Source organism: Ensifer sp. Root278, assembly GCF_001429285.1.
GTDB lineage: Bacteria > Pseudomonadota > Alphaproteobacteria > Rhizobiales > Rhizobiaceae > Ensifer.
In genome coordinates, this window is record NZ_LMJJ01000040.1 from 783,026 (window position 1) to 806,465 (window position 23,440).

23 protein-coding genes and 2 pseudogenes are annotated in these 23,440 nt (G+C 63.0%); 18 read left to right on the forward strand and 7 right to left on the reverse strand.

Annotated features, from left to right (window positions below):
- Positions 1-97: 97 nt before the first annotated feature.
- A complete protein-coding gene (locus ASE60_RS25600) occupies positions 98-526 on the forward strand; it encodes a L,D-transpeptidase (protein ID WP_057254207.1) in 429 nt (142 codons plus the stop codon).
- A gap of 238 nt (positions 527-764) precedes the next feature.
- Here ASE60_RS25600 and ASE60_RS25605 read toward each other — a convergent pair whose 3' ends face one another.
- The gene (locus ASE60_RS25605) at positions 765-1,502 is read right to left on the reverse strand and encodes a Crp/Fnr family transcriptional regulator (protein ID WP_057254209.1); all 738 of its coding nucleotides are present in this window, start codon (positions 1,500-1,502) and stop codon (positions 765-767) included.
- A 303-nt stretch (positions 1,503-1,805) separates the two neighbouring features.
- On the opposite strand from ASE60_RS25605, the gene hemN reads away from it, so the two are divergent.
- From hemN to ASE60_RS25645, 8 genes are all read left to right on the forward strand, one after another.
- Entirely contained in the window at positions 1,806-3,155 is a 1,350-nt protein-coding gene (gene hemN / locus ASE60_RS25610) for an oxygen-independent coproporphyrinogen III oxidase (RefSeq protein ID WP_057254211.1), read from the forward strand.
- Positions 3,156-3,420: 265 nt separating this feature from the next.
- Positions 3,421-3,705, forward strand: a complete 285-nt coding sequence (locus ASE60_RS25615; RefSeq protein ID WP_089044188.1) for an acyl carrier protein — start codon at positions 3,421-3,423, stop codon at positions 3,703-3,705.
- Between the two features lie 130 nt (positions 3,706-3,835).
- Positions 3,836-4,321 (forward strand): 3-hydroxyacyl-ACP dehydratase FabZ family protein, encoded by a 486-nt coding sequence (locus ASE60_RS25620; protein ID WP_057254213.1) that lies wholly within the window; start codon positions 3,836-3,838, stop codon positions 4,319-4,321.
- Position 4,322: 1 nt separating this feature from the next.
- A complete protein-coding gene (locus ASE60_RS25625; RefSeq protein WP_057254214.1) occupies positions 4,323-5,525 on the forward strand; it encodes a beta-ketoacyl-ACP synthase in 1,203 nt (400 codons plus the stop codon).
- A 12-nt stretch (positions 5,526-5,537) separates the two neighbouring features.
- Positions 5,538-6,821 carry a beta-ketoacyl-ACP synthase gene (locus ASE60_RS25630; RefSeq protein ID WP_057254216.1) on the forward strand — a complete coding sequence of 428 codons (1,284 nt, stop codon included), beginning with the start codon at positions 5,538-5,540 and terminating at the stop codon, positions 6,819-6,821.
- A 101-nt stretch (positions 6,822-6,922) separates the two neighbouring features.
- Positions 6,923-7,951 (forward strand): zinc-binding dehydrogenase, encoded by a 1,029-nt coding sequence (locus ASE60_RS25635; RefSeq protein ID WP_057254218.1) that lies wholly within the window; start codon positions 6,923-6,925, stop codon positions 7,949-7,951.
- An 11-nt stretch (positions 7,952-7,962) separates the two neighbouring features.
- Positions 7,963-8,892 carry a lipid A biosynthesis lauroyl acyltransferase gene (locus tag ASE60_RS25640; protein ID WP_057254466.1) on the forward strand — a complete coding sequence of 310 codons (930 nt, stop codon included), beginning with the start codon at positions 7,963-7,965 and terminating at the stop codon, positions 8,890-8,892.
- A 363-nt stretch (positions 8,893-9,255) separates the two neighbouring features.
- Positions 9,256-9,966: a PAS domain-containing protein gene (locus ASE60_RS25645; RefSeq protein ID WP_057254468.1), complete on the forward strand. Its 711-nt coding sequence runs from the start codon at positions 9,256-9,258 to the stop codon at positions 9,964-9,966.
- Positions 9,967-10,061: 95 nt separating this feature from the next.
- Here ASE60_RS25645 and ASE60_RS25650 read toward each other — a convergent pair whose 3' ends face one another.
- Both ASE60_RS25650 and ASE60_RS36240 read right to left on the reverse strand, forming a co-directional pair.
- Entirely contained in the window at positions 10,062-11,429 is a 1,368-nt protein-coding gene (locus tag ASE60_RS25650; protein WP_244495713.1) for a DUF1254 domain-containing protein, read from the reverse strand.
- Between the two features lie 365 nt (positions 11,430-11,794).
- Positions 11,795-11,881, reverse strand: a pseudogene (locus tag ASE60_RS36240) (helix-turn-helix domain-containing protein); the annotation flags it as partial.
- Between the two features lie 13 nt (positions 11,882-11,894).
- Between ASE60_RS36240 and ASE60_RS25655 the strand changes: the two are divergent.
- Positions 11,895-12,161 (forward strand): DUF4158 domain-containing protein, encoded by a 267-nt coding sequence (locus tag ASE60_RS25655; protein ID WP_057254220.1) that lies wholly within the window; start codon positions 11,895-11,897, stop codon positions 12,159-12,161.
- A gap of 164 nt (positions 12,162-12,325) precedes the next feature.
- Here the strand turns inward: ASE60_RS25655 and ASE60_RS25660 are convergent, their stop codons facing one another.
- Positions 12,326-12,826: a hemerythrin domain-containing protein gene (locus ASE60_RS25660; RefSeq protein ID WP_057254471.1), complete on the reverse strand. Its 501-nt coding sequence runs from the start codon at positions 12,824-12,826 to the stop codon at positions 12,326-12,328.
- Between the two features lie 189 nt (positions 12,827-13,015).
- Here ASE60_RS25660 and ccoN point away from each other — a divergent pair, with 189 nt between their 5' ends.
- Genes ccoN through ccoP form a run of 4 tightly spaced genes read left to right on the forward strand, consistent with a single transcriptional unit; the run spans position 13,016 to position 16,426 of the window.
- Complete coding sequence (ccoN, locus tag ASE60_RS25665; protein ID WP_057254223.1) at positions 13,016-14,647, forward strand: cytochrome-c oxidase, cbb3-type subunit I; 1,632 nt, start codon at positions 13,016-13,018, stop codon at positions 14,645-14,647.
- Positions 14,648-14,660: 13 nt separating this feature from the next.
- Positions 14,661-15,392: a cytochrome-c oxidase, cbb3-type subunit II gene (gene ccoO, locus ASE60_RS25670; protein ID WP_057254225.1), complete on the forward strand. Its 732-nt coding sequence runs from the start codon at positions 14,661-14,663 to the stop codon at positions 15,390-15,392.
- A 13-nt stretch (positions 15,393-15,405) separates the two neighbouring features.
- The gene (locus ASE60_RS25675; RefSeq protein WP_057254226.1) at positions 15,406-15,558 is read left to right on the forward strand and encodes a CcoQ/FixQ family Cbb3-type cytochrome c oxidase assembly chaperone; all 153 of its coding nucleotides are present in this window, start codon (positions 15,406-15,408) and stop codon (positions 15,556-15,558) included.
- 4 nt (positions 15,559-15,562) lie between these two features.
- Positions 15,563-16,426, forward strand: coding sequence for a cytochrome-c oxidase, cbb3-type subunit III (ccoP, locus tag ASE60_RS25680; protein WP_057254228.1), 864 nt, complete (start codon positions 15,563-15,565; stop codon positions 16,424-16,426).
- Between the two features lie 479 nt (positions 16,427-16,905).
- On the opposite strand, the gene ASE60_RS25685 is transcribed toward ccoP, so the two are convergent.
- The 3 genes and pseudogenes from ASE60_RS25685 to ASE60_RS25695 all read right to left on the reverse strand — a co-directional run bounded on the left by ASE60_RS25685 (position 16,906) and on the right by ASE60_RS25695 (position 18,535).
- A complete protein-coding gene (locus ASE60_RS25685) occupies positions 16,906-17,259 on the reverse strand; it encodes a VOC family protein (protein ID WP_057254230.1) in 354 nt (117 codons plus the stop codon).
- 4 nt (positions 17,260-17,263) lie between these two features.
- Positions 17,264-17,673: pseudogene (locus ASE60_RS25690) on the reverse strand (SRPBCC family protein).
- Positions 17,674-17,737: 64 nt separating this feature from the next.
- Entirely contained in the window at positions 17,738-18,535 is a 798-nt protein-coding gene (locus tag ASE60_RS25695; protein WP_057254232.1) for a helix-turn-helix domain-containing protein, read from the reverse strand.
- 313 nt (positions 18,536-18,848) lie between these two features.
- On the opposite strand from ASE60_RS25695, the gene ccoG reads away from it, so the two are divergent.
- Genes ccoG through ccoS form a run of 4 tightly spaced genes read left to right on the forward strand, consistent with a single transcriptional unit; the run spans position 18,849 to position 23,360 of the window.
- A complete protein-coding gene (ccoG, locus tag ASE60_RS25700) occupies positions 18,849-20,423 on the forward strand; it encodes a cytochrome c oxidase accessory protein CcoG (protein ID WP_057254234.1) in 1,575 nt (524 codons plus the stop codon).
- A complete protein-coding gene (locus ASE60_RS25705) occupies positions 20,420-20,917 on the forward strand; it encodes a FixH family protein (protein WP_057254236.1) in 498 nt (165 codons plus the stop codon). Before ccoG ends, ASE60_RS25705 begins: the two co-directional genes overlap by 4 nt.
- A complete protein-coding gene (locus ASE60_RS25710) occupies positions 20,914-23,205 on the forward strand; it encodes a cation-translocating P-type ATPase (protein WP_057254237.1) in 2,292 nt (763 codons plus the stop codon). The genes ASE60_RS25705 and ASE60_RS25710 overlap by 4 nt, the downstream gene beginning before the upstream one ends.
- Positions 23,202-23,360: a cbb3-type cytochrome oxidase assembly protein CcoS gene (gene ccoS / locus ASE60_RS25715; RefSeq protein ID WP_034788403.1), complete on the forward strand. Its 159-nt coding sequence runs from the start codon at positions 23,202-23,204 to the stop codon at positions 23,358-23,360. Before ASE60_RS25710 ends, ccoS begins: the two co-directional genes overlap by 4 nt.
- Positions 23,361-23,440 lie beyond the last annotated feature (80 nt).

A 23,440-nucleotide genomic window follows, 5' to 3' on the forward strand; every position in this document is an offset into this window, starting at 1 on the left:
CTTTCCATATGTATTAAGATTGCTTCATACTCGGCCGGTTATTCTCTTCGGACGTTTGGTTCCACCGGTAAGTGTTCGTCATCCCGGAGAGAGAAGCATGCGGAATGCGTTTTTGACTGTGCTCGTTGCCGCATTGATGCAGTTTTCCGTTCAGCCGGCGAACGCCGCCAATCTCATTGCCAATATCAGCCTGTCGTCGCAGACCATGACCGTCAAACAGAACGGCGTCGTCATGTATCGCTGGAAGGTGTCTACCGCCCGCAGGGGCTATGTCACGCCGCGCGGCAGCTGGAGGGCCAAATGGCTCTCACGCTACCATCGCTCGAGCAAATACGACGACGCGCCGATGCCCTATGCGGTGTTCTTCAATGGCGGTTACGCCATTCATGCCACCTATGACATCAAGCGCCTCGGCCGCCCGGCATCGCATGGCTGCGTGCGGCTGCATCCGAACAACGCCGCCGAGTTCTTCGCGCTGACGCGCGAGCATGGGTTGAAGAACACGCGCATCGTGATCGCGCGCTGATCGGAGCTGCCCCTCATCCCCCTGCCGGGACCTTCTCCCCGCAGGCGGGGAAAAGGGACCTGTGGCGCTGTTTCCGCTTCATCATCGGCGGCCTCCTTCGGGGGGGCTAACCGCAGGCGACGTTCCCTCTCTCCGCCTGCGGGGAGAGGGGTAGGGTGAGGGGCAAATTTCGCTGCTGGGAAATTCGGTGTAACACCGCAAATCTGCGAGCGTCTTCGCAGCCACCGCTGAGCGCGGCTCAGTCGATCCCGCCGACACGCATCAGCCGCTCGAGGCTCGGCACGGTGACGTGGCGGCTGTTTTCGATGCGGATGACGTTTTCCTTGCGCAGCTTGGTGATCTGCCGGCTGACGGTTTCGATCGTCAGGCCCAGATAGTCGGCGATGTCGGCGCGCGAAAGCGGCAGGTCGAATTCGTTCGCGGTCCCCTGTTCGGGATCGATATGGGTCGCAATGATGTAGAGGAAGCTCGCCACCTTCTCCTGAGCGGTCTTGCGGCCGAGCGTCAGCATCCAGTCGCGCGCCTCGTCGAGCTCCTTCAGCGCCTGCTCGTGCAGTCGGTGTTCCAGCCCCGGCGCCTCGGAAACGAGCCGCTCGATGACATTGCGCGGGAAGGCGCAGATGTCGGTGTTGACGGCGGCTTCCGCCGTCAGCGCGCTTTCGCGGGTGAAGGGGCGGCCCATGAAATCGGGCGCGAACTGCAGGCCGACGATCTGCTGGCGTCCGTCAGCCAGAACCTTGCTGAGCTTGACGACACCGCTGATGATGTTGGCGTAGCTGTCCGTCGTCTCGCCCTGGCCGACGACCTCGCGGCCCGGCTCGATGCTGCGGCGTGTCGAGTGGCGGGAGAGGTCGAGAAGCTGATCCGGGGTGAGCGTTCCGCAAACGCCGCCATGACGGGCCTCGCAGGCTGCGCAGACGGTCGGAATGTCCGAGTTATGGATATCCTTGCGGCGATGTTCGTTCACGATCTGCAATTCTTTCTACCTGCATGTCGTTGCTCTTACAGCGCCGCGCGTCTCGTCTGACGCACAAAGGTCGCTGTAGCACTTTGAAGTGCTGCATGTTTATCCTTCAAAGGAAACATGCAGCAGGATGACCAAAGAGGATGCAGGTCGTTAAATCAAGAGTTGACAGGTGCTAATTTCGAAAGCGCGAAACAATGTCTCATGTTGAATTGCGCATTGTCAATTTTAACGTGTTAATTCGACAACTTGATCAAAATCAAAGGCACGTTTGCCCATTCGTCCTATGCCATCGTCATGACAGCGGAGAGACCGATGGAAGACGCGCTCATCCTCAAATATTCAGGCCCTGTGCCGCGCTACACCAGCTACCCGACGGCCCCGCATTTTTCCGAGACGGTGGGCACAGCGGATTATGAAAGCTGGCTCGATGCGATCGGCGCGGGGGAGGCGATTTCGCTCTATGCCCATGTGCCCTATTGCGACCGGCTCTGTTGGTTCTGCGCTTGCCACACCAAGCAGACACTGCGCTATGAGCCCGTGGCGACCTATCTCAGAGGCCTGCACCGCGAGGTTGCAGAAGTCGGCGGACGGGTGAGCCGCGAGGCCAAGGTGACGGCGCTGCATTTCGGCGGCGGCTCGCCGACGCTCGTCCGGCCGGATGACATGATCGCGCTCAAGCGCACCTTCACCGATCACTTCACCTTCACGCCCGATTGCGAGATCAGTGTCGAGATGGATCCGAACGACCTCGATGAGGCGCGCCATGATGCGCTGGCCGTGATCGGCATGACACGGGCGAGCTTTGGCATCCAGGATTTCGATCCTGAGGTGCAGAAGGCGATCAATCGCATCCAGACCTTTGAGCAGACGCGCGGTGCGATCGAGGCATCCCGGGCGAGGGGCGTCCACTCGGTCAATTGCGACGTTCTCTACGGTTTGCCCTATCAGAGCCTCCAGTCGCTGGAGCGCACGATAGAGGCGGTGCTGACGCTTGTTCCGGATCGCGTTGCGCTCTTCGGCTATGCGCATGTGCCGTGGATGAAGACGCATCAGAAGATGATCCCGGACGAGAGCCTTCCCGGCATTGTCGAGCGCTTTGGCCAGATGACCCGCGCCGGCGAGATGCTGGTTGCGGCGGGCTACGAAGCCATCGGCATCGATCATTTCGCAAAGCCCGGAGACAGCTTGGCGCGTGCCAGCCGGGAAGGGCGTCTCCGTCGCAATTTCCAGGGCTATACGGACGATGCCGCGGAAACGCTTGTTGGCCTCGGCGCCTCGGCGATCGGCCAGTTTCGTCAAGGTTATGTCCAGAACATGCCGGCAACCGGTGAATATCTGCGTCATGTGGAAGGGACGGGGCTGGCCGCGGTTCGCGGCTACCGCTTCACGCCGGACGACCGGCTGAGGGCAAAAGTGATCGCCGACATCATGTGCCGTTTCGCCTTCTCCTTTGACGAGGTCGAGCAGGCATTTCCGGGTCTGGCCGGCGCGGTGATCGAGGAATCGCGGCTGTTTCGGGCGCGCGATGCCGACGGGTTGACGACGATCGAGAACGGCATCTTCCGCCTGACCGAGCGCGGCCGACCCTTTGCCCGCTCGGTGGCGGCTACCTTTGATGCCTATCTCGGTAACGGCCGTGGCCGGCATTCGGTGGCGGTCTGACCGATGCGCTTATCCGTACTGTGGGCATCAGAGCGCCTTGTGCGCGCCCAGGGGCGCGCGGCGCCGCGCATAACCGCGAAAACCAGGTCTGGTTTCGCCAAGGCTTATGCGCTTCTTGGTAGGCAGAGCGCCTTTGCGCGCCCATGGGCGCGCGGCGCTCTGGCAACACCGGTTTCCAATTTGCAAACCGTTGCCATCTAGGCCATTGGCTTTTGCAGCGCATTTACCTATAGGATCGCCGAGACTCGACATAGAATAAAGAGGTATGCGCGTGACAGCTACATTCGACAAGGTTGCCGACATCATCGCCGAAACGAGCGAGATCGATCGCGAGACGATCACGCCGGAAAGCCACACGATCGACGATCTCGGCATCGACAGCCTGGACTTCCTCGACATCGTGTTTGCGATCGACAAGGAATTCGGCATCAAGATCCCGCTCGAGCAGTGGACGCAGGAAGTCAACGAAGGCAAGGTTTCGACCGAAGAGTACTTCGTTCTGAAAAACCTCTGCGCCAAGATCGACGAACTGCGGGCTGCCAAGGGCTGATCGGGCTTTCGCCCGAGCCTTGCCGCACCAATTCCAATGCCGCCCGTCGCGCCCCGCGCTTGACAGGCGGCATTGGCGTTTTTACTTGAGCCCGAAACGAACGGCCCGAAAACGAACAGGGTGAGCCTCAATGCTCCTTGAATACTTCCAGATGATCGATCGTGTCGAAACGGTCGATCTTTCGGCTGGCCGGCTGACGGCGCGGTCCGTGGTGCCAGAGAAGAGCCCCGTGTTCGAAGGCCATTTCCCAGGCTATCCGCTGGTTCCGGGCGTGCTTCTGATCGAGACCATGGCGCAGGCCTCCGGTTTCCTGGTGCTGGCCGCCACCAATTTTGCAGCCATGCCCTTCCTGATGTCGGTCGACGGCGCCAAGATGCGCACCTTCGTCGAGCCTTCGGCCGAACTCGAGATCGAGGCCTTCCTCGAACATGAGGGTTCGGGCTTTGCAGTGACGAAGGCAAAGATCACCTCGGCCGGCAAGAAGGTGTGCGACGCCCAGCTGAAACTGAGAACGATGCCGTTCGATCAGGTTCCGCTCGGCGATATCGTACGCAAGCGGGCCGGGGAAGTGGGTCTGATGGCGGCTCTTTCGGCAACAGCCGGTTCGGAGAAGTAAGATGAGCAAATCCGCAAACGACGTTGTCATTACCGGCGTCGGTATCGTCACCAGCCAGGGCGTCGGCGTCGAGCCACATCTGGCGCTGCTCACCGCCGGCACATCGCCGGCCGTGCGGGTCGAGACCGAAAAGTTCAGCCCCTATCCGGTGCATCCGCTGCCGGAAATCGACTGGTCGCAGCAGATCGCCAAGCGTGGCGACCAGCGCCAGATGGAAAACTGGCAGCGCCTCGGTGTCTTCGCCGCCGGCCTGGCGCTCGATGACGCCGGCCTGAAGGACAATCTCGAAGCCTGCGGCAGCATGGACATGATCGTCGCTGCCGGCGGCGGCGAGCGCGACATCAATGTCGACTCGCTGATCGTCGACGAAGCGCTGAAGCGCAACGATCGCGAACAGCTCCTCAACGAAAAGCTGACGACGGAACTGCGCCCGACGCTGTTCCTCGCCCAGCTTTCCAACCTGCTCGCCGGCAACATCTCGATCGTGCACAAGGTGACCGGTTCTTCGCGCACCTTCATGGGTGAGGAAGCGGCCGGCATCTCGGCGATCGAAACCGCCTTTGCCCGCATCAAGGCCGGCCAGTCGAGCCATACGCTCGTCGGCGGCGCCTTTTCCGCCGAACGTCTCGACATCATTCTCCTGATCGAAGCGATCCAGGGCCACGCGCTTGGCGACTGGCACCCGATCTGGTCGCGCAAGGCTGACAATGGCGGCGGCATGATCCTTGGTTCGGTCGGCGCCTTCCTGGTGCTGGAATCGCGCGAATATGCCGAAGCCCGCGGCGCCCGCATCTATGCCTCGATCGACGCGATCGGCGGCGACCGCGGCGCGCGTGACGGCGGCAAGCTCGAAGCGCGTCTTGGCGACCTCGCCAAGCCTGCGGAAAAGCTTGATGCGGCCTCGACCGTCGTGTTCTCCGGTACGTCCGGTTTCCATGAGCTCGTGGCGCGCGAGAAGGCGTTCCTCGACAAGACGTTTGCCGGTGCGCCGGTGCGTGCCTATGGCGGTCTTGTCGGCCACAGCATCGAAGCGCAGTTCCCGCTGGGTCTCGCGCTGGCAGCACTGACGCTGGGCGAGGGCGCCAAGGTGCCGGCCTTTGACGCCGGTGCGGAAAAGCCGATGACGGCGGCGGCGAAAAGCGCCGTGGTCACCACCATCGGCCATTCGCGCGGCGAAGGCGTCGCCGTCCTTTCGGCGGAATAACAGGAGCGGACCATGAGCAACGCTTACAAGGACCATCTCGGCCGCCCGATCATCGCCATTACCGGCATGGGCGTCATCACCTCGCTCGGCCAGGGCGTCGAAGATAACTGGGCAGCGCTTTCGGGCGGCGTATCGGGCATCCACAAGATCACCCGCTTCCCGACGGAAGGCTTGAACACGCGCATTTCCGGCACGGTCGATTTCATCGATATCCCGGCTGCCAATTCCGTCGAGCGCTCCTATGCCATGGCGCGCGAAACGACGCTGGAAGCTTTGGCGCAGGCCGGCATTTCCGGCGATTTCAACGGCCCCTTGTTCCTGGCCGCCCCGCCGGTCGAGCCGGAATGGAGCGCGCGCTTCGAGCTTGCCGACCGTTCGCCGCCATCGGAGCGCCCGGGCGACGCCTATAACCGCTTCCTCGCCGCCATGCGCCAGAAGGCCGATCCGGTGTTCCACGAAGCCGTGCTTTTCGGCTCGATCTCTGAACGCCTGGCCGATCGCTTCGGCACGCGCGGCCTGCCGGTGACGCTGTCGACCGCTTGCGCTTCCGGCGCCACCGCGATCCAGCTCGGCGTCGAGGCGATCCGCCAGGGCCGCACCGATCGTGCGCTGACGGTTGCGACCGACGGCTCGGTCAGCGCCGAGGCACTGATCCGCTTTGCGCTGCTTTCGGCACTCTCCACCCAGAACGATCCCCCGGAAAAGGCCTCCAAGCCCTTCACCAAGGACCGCGACGGCTTCGTCATCGCTGAAGGTGCAGCGACCCTGGTGCTGGAATCGCTCGAAGCGGCCGTTGCCCGCGGCGCCCGCGTCTACGGCATCCTCAAGGGCTGCGGTGAGAAGGCCGATCTCTTCCACCGCACGCGCTCCTCGCCGGACGGTGGCCCGGCGATCGCGACGATCCGCGCAGCCCTTGCCGACGCCGGCATCAATGAGGACGGTATCGGCTACATCAACGCCCATGGCACCTCGACGCCCGAGAACGACAAGATGGAATATCTGTCGATGTCGGCCGTCTTTGGCGATCGCCTGCCGTCGATCCCGGTCTCGTCCAACAAGTCGATGATCGGCCACACGCTGACGGCCGCCGGTGCGGTCGAGGCGGTGTTCTCGATCCAGACGATGCTGACCGGTACGCTGCCGCCGACGATCAACTACCAGAACCCCGATCCGGCGATCGTGCTCGACGTGGTGCCGAACGTGAAGCGCAGCCAGCAGGTGACTGCGGTGCTGTCGAACTCCTTCGGCTTCGGCGGCCAGAACGCCAGCCTTGTCATGACCGCCGAGCCGGCCTAAGCCGGAAACTCAAGAGCTGCAGCGCCTTTCTCGCGCCCCGTCGGGCGCGCGGCGCTGCAAAATCCAAGACGCAAACATGCCGCCAAGGCAGAGGAAGAACCATGCGCGCCCTGCAACTGCTCGATGACCGCAAGCTCGAAATCACCGACATTCCGGAACCGGAAGCGCCCGGCCCGGGCGAGGTGACCCTGCGCGTCAAGGCGGTTGCGCTCAACCATATCGACGTCTGGGGCTGGCGCGGCATGGCCTTTGCCAAGCGCAAGATGCCGCTCGTCATCGGCGCGGAAGCATCCGGCGTGGTCGACGCGATCGGTCCGGGCGTTTCGAGCGTGCTTCCGGGCCAGCTCGTATCGATCTATGGCGCGCGTACCTGTGGCCTCTGCCGTCCGTGCAAGGAAGGCCGCGACAATCTCTGCGAACATGTCGGCGGCGTGCACGGCTTCCATCTCGACGGCTTCGCGCAGGAAAAGATCAACCTGCCGGCGCGCCTGCTGGTCCCGGCGCCTCCGGGTGTCGATGCCGTCGCTGCAGCGCTTGCTCCGGTCACCTTCGGTACCGTCGAGCACATGCTGTTCGACAATGCCAAGCTTGAGCCGGGTGAAACCATCCTCGTCCATGCCGGCGGCTCCGGCATCGGCTCGGCGGCGATCCAGCTTGCCAAGAAGATCGGCTGCACGGTGATCACCACCGTCGGTTCCGACGACAAGATCGAGAAGGCCAAGGCGCTCGGCGCCGATCACGTCATCAACTACCGCACCGATCGCTTTGAAGGCGTGGTGCGCAAGCTCACCAAGAAGAAGGGCGTCGACGTCGTGTTCGAACACGTCGGCAAGGACACCTGGGCGGGCTCGATGCTCTGCATGAAGCGCGGCGGCCGTCTGGTCACCTGCGGTTCCACCTCGGGCGTTTCCACCGACATGAACCTGATGATGCTGTTCCAGCAGCAGCTGAAGCTGCTCGGCTCCTTCGGCTGCCGCATGGAGAACATGGCGAACGCCATGCAGAAGATGGCCCGCGGCCTGGTGCATCCGGTCATCGACACTGAAATCAGCCTCGATCAGATCGACCGGGCGCTGGAGCGCATGGAATCGCGCCAGATCTTCGGCAAGATCATCCTGAAGATGGATTGATCGACGTGCGCATGCTGATCACACGGCTGGTGCTGGCGGCGGATCGTACCCGCCAGTGGCTGATCGCGCAGTTCGTTTTCCTGCTGCTGACGATCCTGAAGATGTTTCCGGCCGATGCCGCGATCCGCTTCATGGATCGTGCCCTGCGGTTCATCGGGCCGAAGACCAGCCGGCAGAAGCTGACGCTCACCAACCTGCGCAACGCTTTTCCTGAGAAAAGCGAGGCGGAGATCAACGCGATCGCGCTTGAGAGCTGGGGCAACATGGGCCGCATGGCGGCCGAATACGTGTTCCTCGACCGTCTGTTCGATTTCGACCCCGAGCGCACGACGCCCGGCCGTGTCGAGGTGTCGGGCATCCCGTTGTTCCTCGAGCTTCGCGACAATCCGCGCCCCTTCATCGTCTTCACCGCGCACAGCGGCAATTTCGAGATGCTGCCGGTCGCCGGCTCCGCCTTCGGCCTCGACGTGACCGTGCTGTTCCGGCCGCCGAACAACCCTTACGTGGCGGAAAAAGTGTTCAAGTTCCGCGAGGAGCGCATGGGCAATCTGGTGCCGTCACACGCCGGCTCGTCCTTCGCACTCGCCCGCCAGCTCGAACGGGGCCTGGGCGTCGGCGTTCTCGTCGACCAGAAGTTCCGCAAGGGGCTGAAGACCAAGTTTTTCGGCCAGGACGTGCAGACCAATCCGCTGCTGGCCAAGCTCGTCCGCCAGTTCAACTGCGAAGTCTATCCGGCCCGCTGCATAAGGCTGCCGGGCGGCCGTTTCCGGCTGGAGCTGGAACCGGCGATCGCCATTCCCCGCAAGGCCGACGGCAATGTCGACGTCACCGCCACGGCGCAGGTGCTGAACGACAAGGTGGAAAGCTGGGTGCGCGAGTATCCGGGCCAGTGGCTCTGGTATCACGACCGCTGGCACATCAAGCGCTACCTCAAGGACTGATTCCCCTCCGCACGAACGATCGCGCTTGAGCTTGCTTCCGGGCAGCCTTGAGAATTCGGCGCGTTCCGATTTCGGTTCGGCGAGCATCACCTTCGTGGTCCGTCCGCGGCAGCGCATGCCCTTTGTCCCGAAATTGCTTCAAAAGGTTACGTTTTTCTTTCTGCTGTTGAACGCTAACGCAATGAGTGTAAACTCAACGTTGTCTCGCGAGGGGAAGATTGCAAGCGCTTTGGGTGGCCGGAGCGGTGTGGTTTTACACGGAAAGGGTGGGGAAGCCTCAAAACAAAATCAGTGTCTGCAGCATCAACGCCTGTCTTGAAGTGCATCGAAGCGGCTCTGCCGTGGGGGAATTGGGGTTTCGAATTGAACGCACTGATTGAGCTGTTCTGGTTCAAGTATTCGCAGCTGCAGTATGCCGTACGTACGGCAGACGAGCATTTGATCGGCATTCTGGATCGCGAATTGGATCCGATCCTCAGATCCGTCTACGACGAGAAGGCGGTGAGCGTCGAAGATGCCCGACTTCAGTTCCAGTTCCTGATCGACATCCTGCGCGTCGAAGCCGACGACATCTCCTGCGTGCTCCGGCACTCGCAATTGCTACAGTCGCTGATCAACCGCTATTTTGCGGCGACGGGCGCGGAGAAATTCGCCGACCTCCAGCTCGAGCGGCTGCCGGCCCAGCCGAGCAAGGGCAGGGCGGATGAAGGCCTGCTCAACGAGGCGATCCTCGACAGCTTTCCGGATCGGATCGCGGTGATCACGCCCGACTACCGCTACCTCTACACGAACCCCCGCAATGCCGACCATCTGGAGAGCCGCCCGATGGATCTGATCGGCCGGCACATCGTCGAGTTCATCGGCATCCAGCGCTTCGAGCAGCGGGTGAAATCCTATCTCGATCGTTGTTTTGCGGGCGAGGTGGTCGACTATACCTTCGCCAAGACCGTCGATGCGCGCACGGTCGTCGTGCGTTGCCGGCTGACGCCATGCATGTCCAGCTCCGGCAAGCTCATCGGCGCGATCCTCGTGATCCAGGAACATGCCGACCGCCGCCGCGCGATCGCGGCCTGACACGTCATTGCCGGCGCTACCAATCAAGAGAGAGTGAGGACCCCAAAGACCCGGCCGGGGATCGCGACGTCGAACCCGCGGGCGAACTGAACAAACTATGGTGTCTTGGTCATGGGCGGATGCTTCCACATGCCATTGAGCGCCTCGTCTTTCGGCCAATAGAGCCGCATCGCGACGAAGAAGGGACCCTTGGGCGCCGGCAGCCAATTCGGCTCCTTGTCCTTGCCCGGCGACTCGTTCTGAACGTAGAAGGTGTAGCCGCCGTCGGCATCCTTCACGAATTGCGGGAGCATCGGCTTGTTAAGCAAATAGCGGTTGATCGGATTGGCAACGAGCAGGCTCGCCGGCAGATCATACATCGTCAGCGACCAGAAGGCGTTGACCGGCGGCATCTTATCGGCGGCGAAATGGACGGTGTAGCGGTTGGCGCCGTCGAGCTTCTGCCCTTCGACGTCAGTGGCGTAGACCGGGTACATCGCCTCCTGCTTCGAATTGCCGTAAATGCCGAGAACGGCCGCCGCCATGCGGTAGAGATAATTGTTCTTCAGGTATTCGCGCGTGCCGAAGAGGTCGCCCGAAGTCACCGTTCCGGCGTCGATCTGCTTCTTCAAGCCCTCAAGATCGGCCCAGGCGTCGGCCATACCTTGCTCGATGGCGGTCTTGATGTCCGGCGAGAGCGCCGCAACGTCTATGGTCTTGCCTGCACCAACCCCGATCTTGGCAAAACGCGCCATCAACTCGGTCTCGGATGGATTAGTCGGGCAGAACTGCAGGACGAAATTCAGGATGTTGAAGAACTCCAGCGACTTCTTCTCTTCGTCCGGCGAAAGCGGCTTGGTGAAGTCGATTGCGGGAGCGGCCGCAGGCGCCGCCCCGCCGAGAAACGCCGAAAGCGGCTCTGCCTTGTAGCGATCCTGGATCTTCTTCACATTGTCTAAGTCGTCGGGGTTGAATAGCTGCGTGCGATAGGCCCCGAGAACGAGATCGGTCTCGGCGCGAAACACCTTCTTGATGCCCGCAGGCGTCTCGCCTTTCCAGCCCGGGCCGGCGACCAGGAAGCTGCCGCCGTCGTTGCCGGTCGTGCGGCTGCCGGCATAGTCGAAGTTGAACGTATAAGCGTCGATGAGCTGGATGCTGAAGTACCGGTCCTTCTCGATCACTGGTACGGTGAGGACCATCGGCTCCGCACGCAGGTCCATGCCGATCATCGAATAGGGCGTGTCGGAGTTGGGCGTCTGGATCGCCGTATCGGCGGGGGTGTAGACGCGGGGGATGTTCTTGAGGTGGTTCCACGGCGCCTTGTATTCCGGGTTCTTGTCGTCGACGAAATAGGCGTATTGGATGCGGTAGCTGTCCACCATCGGGAAGCCGTAGATATAGGCTTCCTTGGCGATCTTTCGTGCCTCGTCAGGCGTGATTTCGCTCTGGGCGGCCGCAGTGCCTGGGAAGCGCAATGACGGCATCAGGGCGATCCCGCCGACAAAAGCTCTTCGTGTGATCGTTGTCATGGGCATCGCCTTCATCGGTTGGCGCATGACGTTCTGCATCGTTCATCAGCGCCGTGTGGACCTGTGAATTCGCAGGAGAAATGAGTAGGTGACTGAAATTTTACAGCGATTTAACGTACGCTGCCGCGCATCGCCAGAACGATTGGGATCGCGTTGCTCCCAAACTCGATCCAGTTTCGCGTATAGCGCGAATGGCGTTGCGTTTACAGTCAGATTGTATGCACCTTTGGTCATCCAAAACGGTAGCTTTTGGGCCAGCAAACAGGGCATGCCCCAGCGCTATCGTCGACCGGCAGCTTTGGTCGAAAAGCGAAGTTGCACTAAGCAGGGCGGCTGATTCCTAACCGGCGCATTTCGCGATAGACCGTGGAACGGCCAAGGCCAAGTTGCTTGGCAGCTTCCGCCGGAGGTGTTCCCTCCATGATCGACGCGGCCGCGGAGGCCGCCCGGGACACGGATAAAGGCCCAGTGATCGCCGCCGGCATCATTGATACGCTGCGCCAGGCCAGGATTCTCCTGCCTGCGATCTCTACTATCGAGCACGCCAGCATCGCCGGCCGGGCGCGCGCCAGAAAACAGGCGGCGCATGCACTTCTCTCCGGCCTTCGGTCGGATGGGAACACATCGCCTTCTCCGGCGGTTTCCTCTGGGATCGCGCCGCGAAGACAACCGGCCGGAAACCACTGAACCTGACTGGAAAACAGCGAGCAGCGTGAAGGCGTTCAGGCTTCGTCGCCCTTAACGTTGTTTAGCGGGAAACTAGCGCTATGCCCTTAAAGGGACTTGGTGCGGCCGATGACCGGCCGCGAACAATCCTACTTTGCCGCGTGCCGACCGCCCCGTCTGCCGGTTCACCCAACCGGCGAGGTGATGCTGCGCAGACATTCCTGTTCGAAGCCGACGTGCCGCCTGAGGCTGGTGAAGAAACCGCGCAGCATGTAGCCGGCGGTTTCGGCATTGACCGTTTGGTCGGCGGCGCCGAGGCGTTCCAGCATTTCCGTCAGTTCTTCGGCGAAGCACTCGTCTTCGCAGTGCTCGTATTTCAGCCGCTCCAGCGTCGCGCCGAGCGTCGGGTCGCCGCGGAAGGTGCGCTCGATCCACGGGAAGACCAGGCTTTCCTCGCCGGAATGCATTTCGCGGATCATCGGTCCGAGCACCTTGGCGGCGTAGACGCATTTCTGCCGATCGATTTCTGCAGGCAGACTGTCGGCGATCTCCTCGAGACAGTTGCAGAGCGCAAGCTGCTCCTCGTGCGCGCGGGCGAGCCATGCGAAAGGCTCGGCCACCGGGACGGCGCGGGGAGGCGGTTCCAGCCGGCTCCGGATTCGTCCCTCTTCAAAAGTCTTTTTCATCGGCTTCAAACGCCAGCTCCCACGGCGCTCCCTGTTATTTGCCGAGGATGATCCAATCGAGGTGGTGCAGCCTTGATCTGAATCAAGGCCAGGATGCCCCGATTCTGACACTTTCCGGCCAGCTGCGGTGGCGCGCCTCGTTCTGGGGCGTGTCGTCGCGTGCGATCGGACCAAGTTGGGGACCCAACCATGAAATACACATTCGAGATGATCCTGCTCGGGGTCGGTGCTTTCCTGGCGCTCGTCGGCGCCGGGTTTGCGCAGGACCGGCACTTTGAAGCCCATATGTGGGTGCTGTTCTTCGTGCTCCTCGCCGGCACTGTCATGCTGATGCGACGCATCGAGTTCAGCCCGGTTTCCGCCGGCAGGGCGCCACCACCACCGCCGCAGTCGGAATATTTCGACGAGGTGGTCAAGTATGGCGTGATCGCCACCGTCTTCTGGGGCGTCGTCGGCTTTCTCGTGGGCGTCGTGGTTGCGCTCCAGCTTGCCTTTCCCGACCTCAACATCGAGCCCTGGTTCAACTTCGGCCGCATGCGGCCGCTGCACACTTCGGCTGTCATTTTCGCCTTCGGCGGCAACGCGCTGATCGCGACGTCCTTCTACATCGTCCAGCGTACCAGCCGCGCGCGCCTTTTCGGCGGCAATCTCGGCTGGTTCGTGTTCTGGGGCTACCAGCTCTTCATCATCATGGCGGCCACCGGCTACCTGCTCGGCATCACCCAGTCGAAGGAATATGCGGAGCCGGAATGGTATGTCGACCTGTGGCTGACGATCGTCTGGGTCGCCTATCTCATCGCCTTCCTCGGCACGCTTCTGACGCGCAAGGAGCCGCATATCTATGTGGCCAACTGGTTCTACCTCGCCTTCATCGTCACGATCGCGATGCTGCACATCGTCAACAACCTGGCGGTGCCGGTCTCCTTCCTCGGCTCGAAGAGCTACTCGGCCTTTGCCGGCGTGCAGGATGCGCTGACGCAGTGGTGGTACGGGCATAACGCCGTCGGCTTCTTCCTGACGGCCGGCTTCCTCGGCATGATGTATTACTTCATCCCCAAGCAGGCCAATCGCCCGGTCTATTCCTACCGCCTGTCGATCATCCATTTCTGGTCGCTGATCTTCATGTACATCTGGGCGGGTCCGCACCACCTGCACTATACGGCGCTGCCCGACTGGGCGCAGACGCTCGGCATGGTCTTCTCGGTCATGCTGTGGATGCCCTCCTGGGGCGGCATGATCAACGGCCTGATGACGCTTTCGGGCGCCTGGGACAAGATCCGTACCGACCCGATCATCCGCATGATGGTGATGGCGGTTGCCTTCTACGGCATGGCGACCTTCGAAGGTCCGATGATGTCGATCAAGACGGTCAACTCGCTCAGCCACTACACCGACTGGACGATCGGCCACGTGCATTCGGGTGCGCTCGGCTGGAACGGCCTCATCACCTTCGGCGCGATCTACTATCTGACGCCCAAGCTATGGAACCGCGAGCGGCTCTATAGCGTGCGCATGGTCAACTGGCACTTCTGGTTCGCCACGCTCGGCATCGTCGTCTACGCGGCGGTCATGTGGGTCGCCGGCATCCAGCAGGGCCTGATGTGGCGCGAGTACGACGACCAGGGCTTCCTCGTCTATTCCTTCGCGGAATCGGTCGCGGCCATGGTTCCCTACTACGTGCTGCGTGCTCTTGGCGGCGCACTGTTCCTCGCCGGGGCTCTGCTCATGGCCTTCAACGTAACAATGACCATCCTCGGCCGCGTGCGTGACGAAGCTCCGATCTTCGGTGCTGCTCAGCCCGCGCTGAAAGCTGCGGAATAGGAGGGCATAGACCATGTCCATTCTCGACAAACACGCGACCCTTGAACGCAACGCCACCCTCTTGCTCGTCGGCTCGCTGCTCGTCGTCTCCATCGGCGGCATCGTGGAAATCGCGCCGCTCTTCTATCTCGAAAACACCATCGAGAAGGTGGAGGGGATGAGGCCCTATTCGCCGCTGGAGCTCGCCGGTCGCGACATCTATGTGCGTGAAGGCTGCTACGTCTGTCACAGCCAGATGATCCGGCCGTTCCGCGACGAAGTGGAGCGCTACGGTCATTACTCTCTGGCGGCGGAATCCATGTACGACCATCCGTTCCAGTGGGGCTCCAAGCGCACCGGACCGGACCTCGCCCGCGTCGGCGACCGCTATTCCAACGAATGGCACGTGCAGCACATGACCGAGCCGCGCTCGGTCGTGCCGGAATCGGTCATGCCGAGCTACGCCTTCCTCAAGGAGACGACGCTCGACGTGAACAACATCGCCGCGAACCTGAAGGCGAACAAGGCGGTCGGTGTTCCCTATACGGACGAGATGATCGACAACGCGCTCGCCGACATCAAGGCGCAGTCTGATCCGAATGCCGACACCTCCGGCGTCGAGGCGCGCTATCCGAAGGCCAAGCTCGGCGACTTCGACGGCAACCAGCAGCGGCTGACGGAGATGGACGCGCTCGTCGCCTATCTGCAGATGCTTGGCACGCTGGTCGACTTCTCCACCTACGACGACACCACCGGTTATCGCTAAGGGAGACACGCACATGGAAACCTACACGGCCATGCGCCAGTTCGCCGATAGCTGGGCGCTCCTTGCCATGACGCTCTTCTTCCTGGGCGTCGTCGGCTTCATCTTCCGGCCCGGCGCCAAGAAGGCCGCCGATGATGCCGCAGCCATCCCCCTGAAGGAGGATTAATAGTATGGCGGACAAACACGTCGACGAAATCAGCGGCGTCGAGACCACCGGCCACGAGTGGGACGGTATCCGCGAACTGAACAACCCGATGCCGCGCTGGTGGGTCTATACCTTCTACGCGACCATCGTCTGGGCGGTCGGCTACATGATCGTCTATCCGGCGGTGCCGCTTCTGACGGACGCGACCAAGGGTGTGCTCGGCTATTCGAGCCGCGCCGAGGTGAGCGCCGAACTCGCCAGCGCCAAGGCGGCCCAGGCCGGCAATCTCGAAAAGATCGCCTCGAGCTCGATCGAGCAGATCATTGCCGATCCGCAGCTGCAGCAGTTCGCCGTTTCCGGCGGCGCATCGGCCTTCAAGGTCAACTGCGCCCAGTGCCATGGCTCGGGTGCTGCGGGTTCCGCCGGCTTCCCGAACCTCAACGACGACGACTGGCTCTGGGGCGGCAAGCCCGGGGAGATCTACCAGACGATCGCTCACGGCATTCGCTACACTGGCGATGGCGAGACCCGCGTTTCGGAAATGCCGTCCTTTGCCGAAATCCTGCAGCCGGAAGAGATCAAGCAGACGGCGGCCTACGTCGTCAGCCTTACCGGCACGCCGTCGGACGTCTCGATGGTCGAGTCGGGCAAGGCACTGTTCGAAGCCAATTGCGCCTCCTGTCATGGTGCCGATGCCAAGGGCAACCGCGAGTTCGGCGCGCCTGATCTCGCCGACGCACTGTGGCTCAACGGCGAGGGCGAGCAGGCGATCGTCGCCCAGATGAAGGCACCCAAGCACGGCGTCATGCCCGCCTGGCTGCCGCGCCTCGGCGGCACCACGGTCAAGCAGCTTGCGGTGTTCGTGCATTCGCTGGGCGGGGGCGAGTAGTCCGCTGGCGCTTTAACGGGCGGCGGCCCCTCATCCCGTTGCCGCGACCTTCTCCCCGCAGGCGGGGAGAAGGGAAACGCGGCGCCAGCATCGCCAATCTCGAGCGTTGAGGCTTGGCGACAGAGAGCGAGCCAAGCGTTTCTCTCCCCGCGTGTGGGGAGAGATGTCCGGCAGGACAGTGAGGGGCGATCCTAAAGTCGTAAAGTGGGGATGGGTGTCCACAGGATATGGATGGCGCCTTAATCACCTCCTTCATTCCTGTGCTCGTCACAGGAATCCAGCAGCGCCGCGTCGGCGGCGCGGGAGACCCCTTGCAGTCTGCAAATCAGGCGTCCCGGCTCTGCTCCTCCCGCCGTGCCGACGCACGGCTGCTGGATCTCTGTGACAAGCACAGAGATGAGGGTGGAGATGGCTGCAGTCGCTCAGCCTGCCGAAGGGGCAGCCCTCGTTCCCGTGCTGGTCTGGGGCGTCGACTGCCCTTACTGCGCCGACCAAACCGCCAGCTCGTATCCGTCAGGGTCGGCGAAATGGAAGCGGCGGCCGCCGGGGAAGGTGAAGATCGGCTTGACGATCTTGCCGCCGGCCTTTTCGACGCGGGCCAGCATGTCCTCGAGGTTGTCGGCATAGAGGATGATCAGCGGCCCACCGCTGCCGACGGGACCCGTGGTGGTGAAACCGCCGGTCAGACGGCCGTCCTGGAATTCGCAATATTCCGGGCCGTAGTCGGTGAAGGTCCAGCCGAAGGCGCTGCCGTAGAAGGCCTTGGCGGCAGCGATGTCGGAGACGTTGAACTCGACATAGTCGATGCGGCTGTCGTTGCCCTTGTTGCCCATTTTCCTACCTGTCTTTTCCGGATTCCATGATTGATTTCAAAGTGGCGAGATCCTTTGCCACCCAACCGGCGTCGCCGGCAAATTGTTCAGCGCTCATGCCCGGCTGACGCAGCAGCGTGAACATCACCTCCGCCCCGTCGCCGTTCGGCACGACGCGCAGCGCGTTATGAACCTCGGTACCGTCCGCGAGCGTGACGAGATGATCGACGACTCCGAAGTCGTTGGCGGGGGCGAAGCGCACACGGGCCTCGCCGAGCGGTCCCGGCGCCAGCCAGTCCTCGCCGTCGCGCGTCAGGCCCGACGATAGGCCGGACGCCCAGCGCGGCATGTTCTCGGGCTTGGCCATAAGGCATAGACCTCGCGCCAGTCGCGGGCGATGGTGGTGTGGATGATCTTTGCTTCAAGTGTTGCCATGCTTGGTTCTCCTGAGTGAGGACGTAGCACGGGCGGCCCCGCCGGTCTTGAACGAAACGGCCAGTCAGGCCGCTTGCCGATGGGCGGAAAGCTGGCGGCGGATTTCCGCCGGTGAAAGCGACGTCAGTTCCCTGGCTTCGCGCGAAAGATGCGCCTGGTCGGCATAGCCGGCATCAAGAGCGAGGATGCCGAGGCCTGCGGATGGCTCGCTGCGGCATGCCCCAAGGAATCGTTGCAGACGCAGGATGCGATCGAGGGTCTTGGCGCCATAGCCGAAATGTTCGTGGCAGCGGCGGCGCAGCGTCCGCTCGCTGGTGCCGGTGGCGGCGGCCAATGCGCTGATGGGGTTGTCGGACGAATCGCGCCGTTGCGTGAGATGGGCGAGCGCGGCTGCGACATCGCCGGGCGGCGGGGAGACGGCCGGTGAGCGCTCTAGCACTGCTGCCGCCATGATATCGGCGCGGATGGCATCCGGCGCGTCCTGAAGCTTGGCATCAAGTTCGCGCGCGGCTTTGCCCCAGAAGGCATCGAGCGGGACGATTTGACCGGTGATTTCCGAAAGCGATGCGCGCAGAAACGACGCGGCGACGCCCGGGCGGAAGCGCAGGCCGATGACCTTGGCGCCCGGCGCGATCACGGGAAAGGCAGCGGTCCGATCAGGGCCGGCAACGACGAGACCGCGATTGGACCAGAGGATGTCGACGCAGCCGTCGGGGACGACCGCGATCGGCGCGGGCGGTCCCTCCGGCATCTGGTGGCTCCACAGGCATTCGACATGCCCGGCGAGAGCGTGAGGCGCGGCACGCTCGCGATAGGTGCCGCGCTGTTTGGCCAGCGTCAGGGGCTCGAGGGAGCCGTGCATGCTTTCTCCTTCGCGACTGTCCTGCCTTGCCTTCAGCATAGCCGATATAGGGAAACATGCAGCAATTCAAAGTACTACGGCGACCTTTGCGCGTCTCATAAGGCGCGTGGCGTTGTGGTGCAGATGGGCTCGAGCGCAAGGCCCTTGGCGTCCTTCCGCACCAAAGGTCGTTGCCGACCGCTGTGGTTCCGATGGCTCGGACGTTTCGCCGCATGGCGCGGCCTTAGGCCGCAAACTTGACACAGATCAACGTTTTCGGCGGTCAAATCGGGCAAGACATGGCTCAATACGCGATATCCGGGATGTCCCACTTATGAATTCTCAATCCGCCGCCAACGCCGCATCCGTCGAACGCCACGAGGCCGAACCGGTCAATGCGGCGCATGTGCGCAAGCCGCTCTACGAAAAGCGCAAGAAGATCTTCCCGAAACGCGCCGAGGGCAGCTTCCGCCGCTTCAAGTGGCTGGTGATGCTGGTGACGCTCGGCATCTACTATCTGACGCCGTGGATCCGCTGGGATCGCGGCGAACATGCGCCAGATCAGGCGGTGCTGGTCGATCTCGCCGCCCGTCGCTTCTATTTCTTCTTCATCGAAATCTGGCCGCAGGAATTCTTCTTCGTGGCCGGCCTGCTGGTCATGGCAGGCTTCGGCCTGTTCCTGGTGACGTCTGCCGTCGGGCGCGCCTGGTGCGGCTATACCTGTCCGCAGACGGTGTGGGTCGATCTCTTCCTGGTGGTGGAGCGCTACATCGAAGGCGACCGCAACGCCCGCATGAAACTCGACACCGGCCCCTGGACGGGCGCCAAGATCGTCAAGCGCGTGTCGAAGCACTCGATCTGGATCCTGATCGGTATTGCCACCGGCGGCGCCTGGATCTTCTATTTCGCCGATGCGCCGACGCTTCTGAAAAGCTTCGTTTCGCTGGAAGCGCCAACCGTCGCCTACATGACCGTCGGCATCCTGACCGCCACCACCTATGTCTTCGGCGGGCTGATGCGCGAGCAGGTCTGCACCTATATGTGCCCTTGGCCGCGCATTCAGGCGGCGATGCTCGATGAGAATTCGCTGGTCGTCACCTATAACGACTGGCGCGGCGAGCCGCGCTCGCGCCACCAGAAGAAGGCGGTGGCAGCCGGGGAGGCCATCGGCGATTGCGTCGATTGCAACGCCTGCGTCGTCGTCTGTCCGATGGGCATCGACATCCGTGACGGCCAGCAGCTCGAATGCATCACCTGCGCGCTCTGCATCGACGCCTGCAACGGCGTCATGGACAAAGTCGGCCGCGAGCGCGGACTGATCTCCTATGCGACGCTGAACGACTATGCCTCCAACATGGCGCTTGCCACCAATGGCGGCACGACGGCGATCGACCCGAGCCGGGTTCGCAACGCGGATGGCGCCTTCTCCGACAAGGTCCGCCATTTCAACTGGAAGATCGTCTTCCGTCCGCGGGTGCTCGTCTATCTCGGCGTCTGGACGCTCGTCGGCATCGGGCTGCTCTATGCGCTCTTGTCGCGCGACCGGCTGGAGATCAACGTGCTGCACGACCGCAACCCGCAATTCGTCGTCGAATCCGACGGTTCGGTGCGCAACGGCTACATGGTCAAGCTCTTGAACATGATCCCCGAACAACGCACCATCACGCTCGCGATCGACGGTATGTCTTCGGCGACGATGCGCATCGCCGGCCAGGCGGCGGGCGACGGCCGCACCTTTGCGATCGGCGTCGATCCGGACAAGGTCACCGCCGTGAAAGTGTTCGTGACGCTGCCGAAGGACAAGCTTGGCGAAGCGGCTGACGGTTTCAGCCTGATCGTCGAGGATCCGTCGAGCCACGAGCGCGACGTCTACAAGGCCAACTTCAACAGCCCTGGAGCGGCGAAATGATCACCAAACAGGCAAAGGCACCGCGGCCCTTCACCGGCTGGCATATGCTGGGCGTCATGGTGCTGTTCTTCGGCACGATCATCACCGTCAATCTGATCATGGCCTGGAATGCCAGCCATAGCTGGAGCGGGCTGGTGGTGCAGAACACTTATGTCGCCAGCCAGCAGTTCAACGGCAAGGTGAAGGAGGCGAAGGCCTTCGCCGCCAGCGGGCTCGAAGGCAAGCTCAGTGTCGAACAGGAAGCGCTGCGCTACACGCTAACGCGACAGGGCAAGCCGGAACTGACCGCGGACAAGGTGGTCGCGGTCCTGAAGCGCCCGGTCGAGGAGCATGAGGATGTGACGGTCGAGATGGCGCATCAGGGCGAGGGCGTGTTCGTTGCCGCCGCGACGCTGAAGCGCGGCCAGTGGATCGCCGATATCACCGCGACCGAGGGCGACACGGTCGTCTATCGCCAGGCCATCCGCTTCATGGCGCCGGGAGCAGCGCAATGAGCTGCTGCGCTCCTGGAACCGAAATGGCTCTGGAGATCGACAGGGCCGGGCAGGGACTGCCCACATCGGAAGAGCTCTGGCTGACGAGCCGGTCGCTCGGCGGCGGGTTGCGCCAGACGGACCTCAGCGTACCCGGCGTGCATTGCGGCGCCTGCATCGCGACACTTGAGGGCGCCTTGAAAGCGCGGCCCGAGGTTGAGCGGGCGCGCGTCAACCTTTCGTCGCGGCGGGTGGCGATCGTCTGGAAGGAAGAGGTCGATGACGCCCGCACCGATCCGCGGGAAATGGCGCGCACCATCCGCGCGCGCGGCTACGAGACCCATCTCTTCGCGCCGGGCGAGGAAGACGGCGACCAGACGCTGAAGCAGCTGGTGCGCGCTGTCGCCGTTGCGGGCTTTGCCTCGGCCAATATCATGCTGCTCTCCGTCTCCGTCTGGTCGGGCGCGGAGGCGGCCACGCGCGATCTCTTTCACTGGATCTCGGCGCTTATTGCCGCGCCGACGCTGATCTATTCCGGGCGCTTCTTCTACGCGTCTGCGTGGAATGCGCTGAAGCACGGCCGCACCAACATGGACGTGCCGATCGCGCTTGCGATCACGCTCTCCTTCTCGATCTCGCTCTACGAGACGATTACCCACGGCACCCATGCCTGGTTCGACGGCACGGTGATGCTTCTCTTCTTCCTGCTGATCGGGCGCACGCTCGATCATATGATGCGCGGGCGTGCGCGTTCTGCGATCAGCAGCTTGGCCAGGCTGTCGCCGCGCGGCGCGATGGTGCTCGATGCAGACGGCGGGCGCGAATATCGTCCGGTCGACGAGATCAAGCCGGGCGAAAAGCTGGCGATATCAGCCGGCGAACGCATCCCGGTCGATGGTCGCATTCTCATCGGCGCCAGTGACCTCGATCGCTCGATCGTCAATGGCGAGAGCGCGCCGGTGCCGGTCAAGGCAGGCGACAGCGTCGAGGCGGGCACGCTGAACCTCACCGGACCGGTGACGATCGAGGCGACCGCTGCGGCGCGCGACTCGCTGCTTGCCGAGATCATGGGCCTGATGGAGGCCGCCGAAGGGGGCAGGGCACGCTATCGCCGTATCGCCGACCGGGCGGCGCAATATTACTCGCCCGCGGTGCACCTCCTGGCGCTTTTGAGCTTCATCGGCTGGATGTTCGTCAATGGCGACTTCCACCATGCGATGCTGGTTGCGGTCGCGGTATTGATCATCACCTGCCCCTGCGCGCTCGGGCTGGCGGTGCCGGTCGTGCAGGTGATTGCCGCCGGACGGCTGTTCCAGAATGGCGTCATGGTCAAGGACGGCTCGGCCATGGAGCGGCTGGCCGAGATCGATACGGTGCTGCTCGACAAGACCGGCACGCTGACGGTGGGGGAGCCACGGCTCGTCAATGGCGGGGACATTCAGCCCTCCGTGCTGGCGACGGCGGCGGGGCTTGCCGTCCATTCGCGTCATCCGCTGGCGATGGCCATTCACGATGCGGCGACGGTTGCGCCCGTCGTCAGCGGCGAGATCCGCGAGATTCCCGGTGCCGGGATCGAGGCCCGCACGGAAGTGGGCATCTACCGGCTCGGCAGCCGCGCCTTTGCCTGTGGCGACGCCGGCGAGGCGAGCGGCCAATCCGAGGCGATCCTGTCGCTCGACGGCCGCGAACTTGGCTGCTTCCGCTTCGAGGATCGGCTCAGGCCCTTCGCCCGCGAAAGCATAGACGAGCTCGGTCGCCTGGGCCTGTCGACCGGCATTCTCTCCGGTGACCGCGAGCCTGTCGTGGCGGCCCTTGCCCGCCGGGTCGGCATCGACAGCTTCAAGGCCGAGCTGACGCCGCGTGGCAAGGTGGACGAATGTGCTCTCGCGGCCGAAGGCGGGCATCACGTGCTGATGGTCGGCGATGGCATCAACGACGCACCGGCGCTGCGGGCAGCCCACGTCTCGATGGCCCCGGCGACGGCCGCCGATGTCGGGCGCCAGGCGGCAGATTTCGTCTTCCTGCACCAGGGGCTGAATGCCGTGCCGATGGCGATCGACACCTCGCGCCGGGCTGGGCGACTGATCCGCCAGAACTTCGCGCTGGCGATCGGTTACAACGTGATTGCCGTTCCGATCGCGATCCTCGGCTACGCCACCCCGCTGATCGCAGCCGTTGCCATGTCGACTTCGTCGGTGATCGTCGTTGCCAACGCCTTGCGTCTGCGTGCTGCCACCGGCAATGTTGCCGAGGAGGCGCGCGACGGCCAAGCGCCTGCCGCCCTTCGTCCAGTCGGGAATGCCTCATGAACACGCTGATCTATCTCATTCCCATCGCGTTGTTTCTCGGCGGCATCGGTCTCGCCGCCTTCCTCTGGGCGCTGAAGAGCGGCCAGTACGAAGACCTCGAAGGCGCGTCCTGGCGGGTGCTCGACGATGGCGACGGCAAGCCCGAAAAGAAGTGATTTTGTCAGTAATCGCTTGTCGTTAATCGATTTGAATGCCAAAACATCCTCCGCCGTCGCTTCTCGCGCCAGGGCCTTCG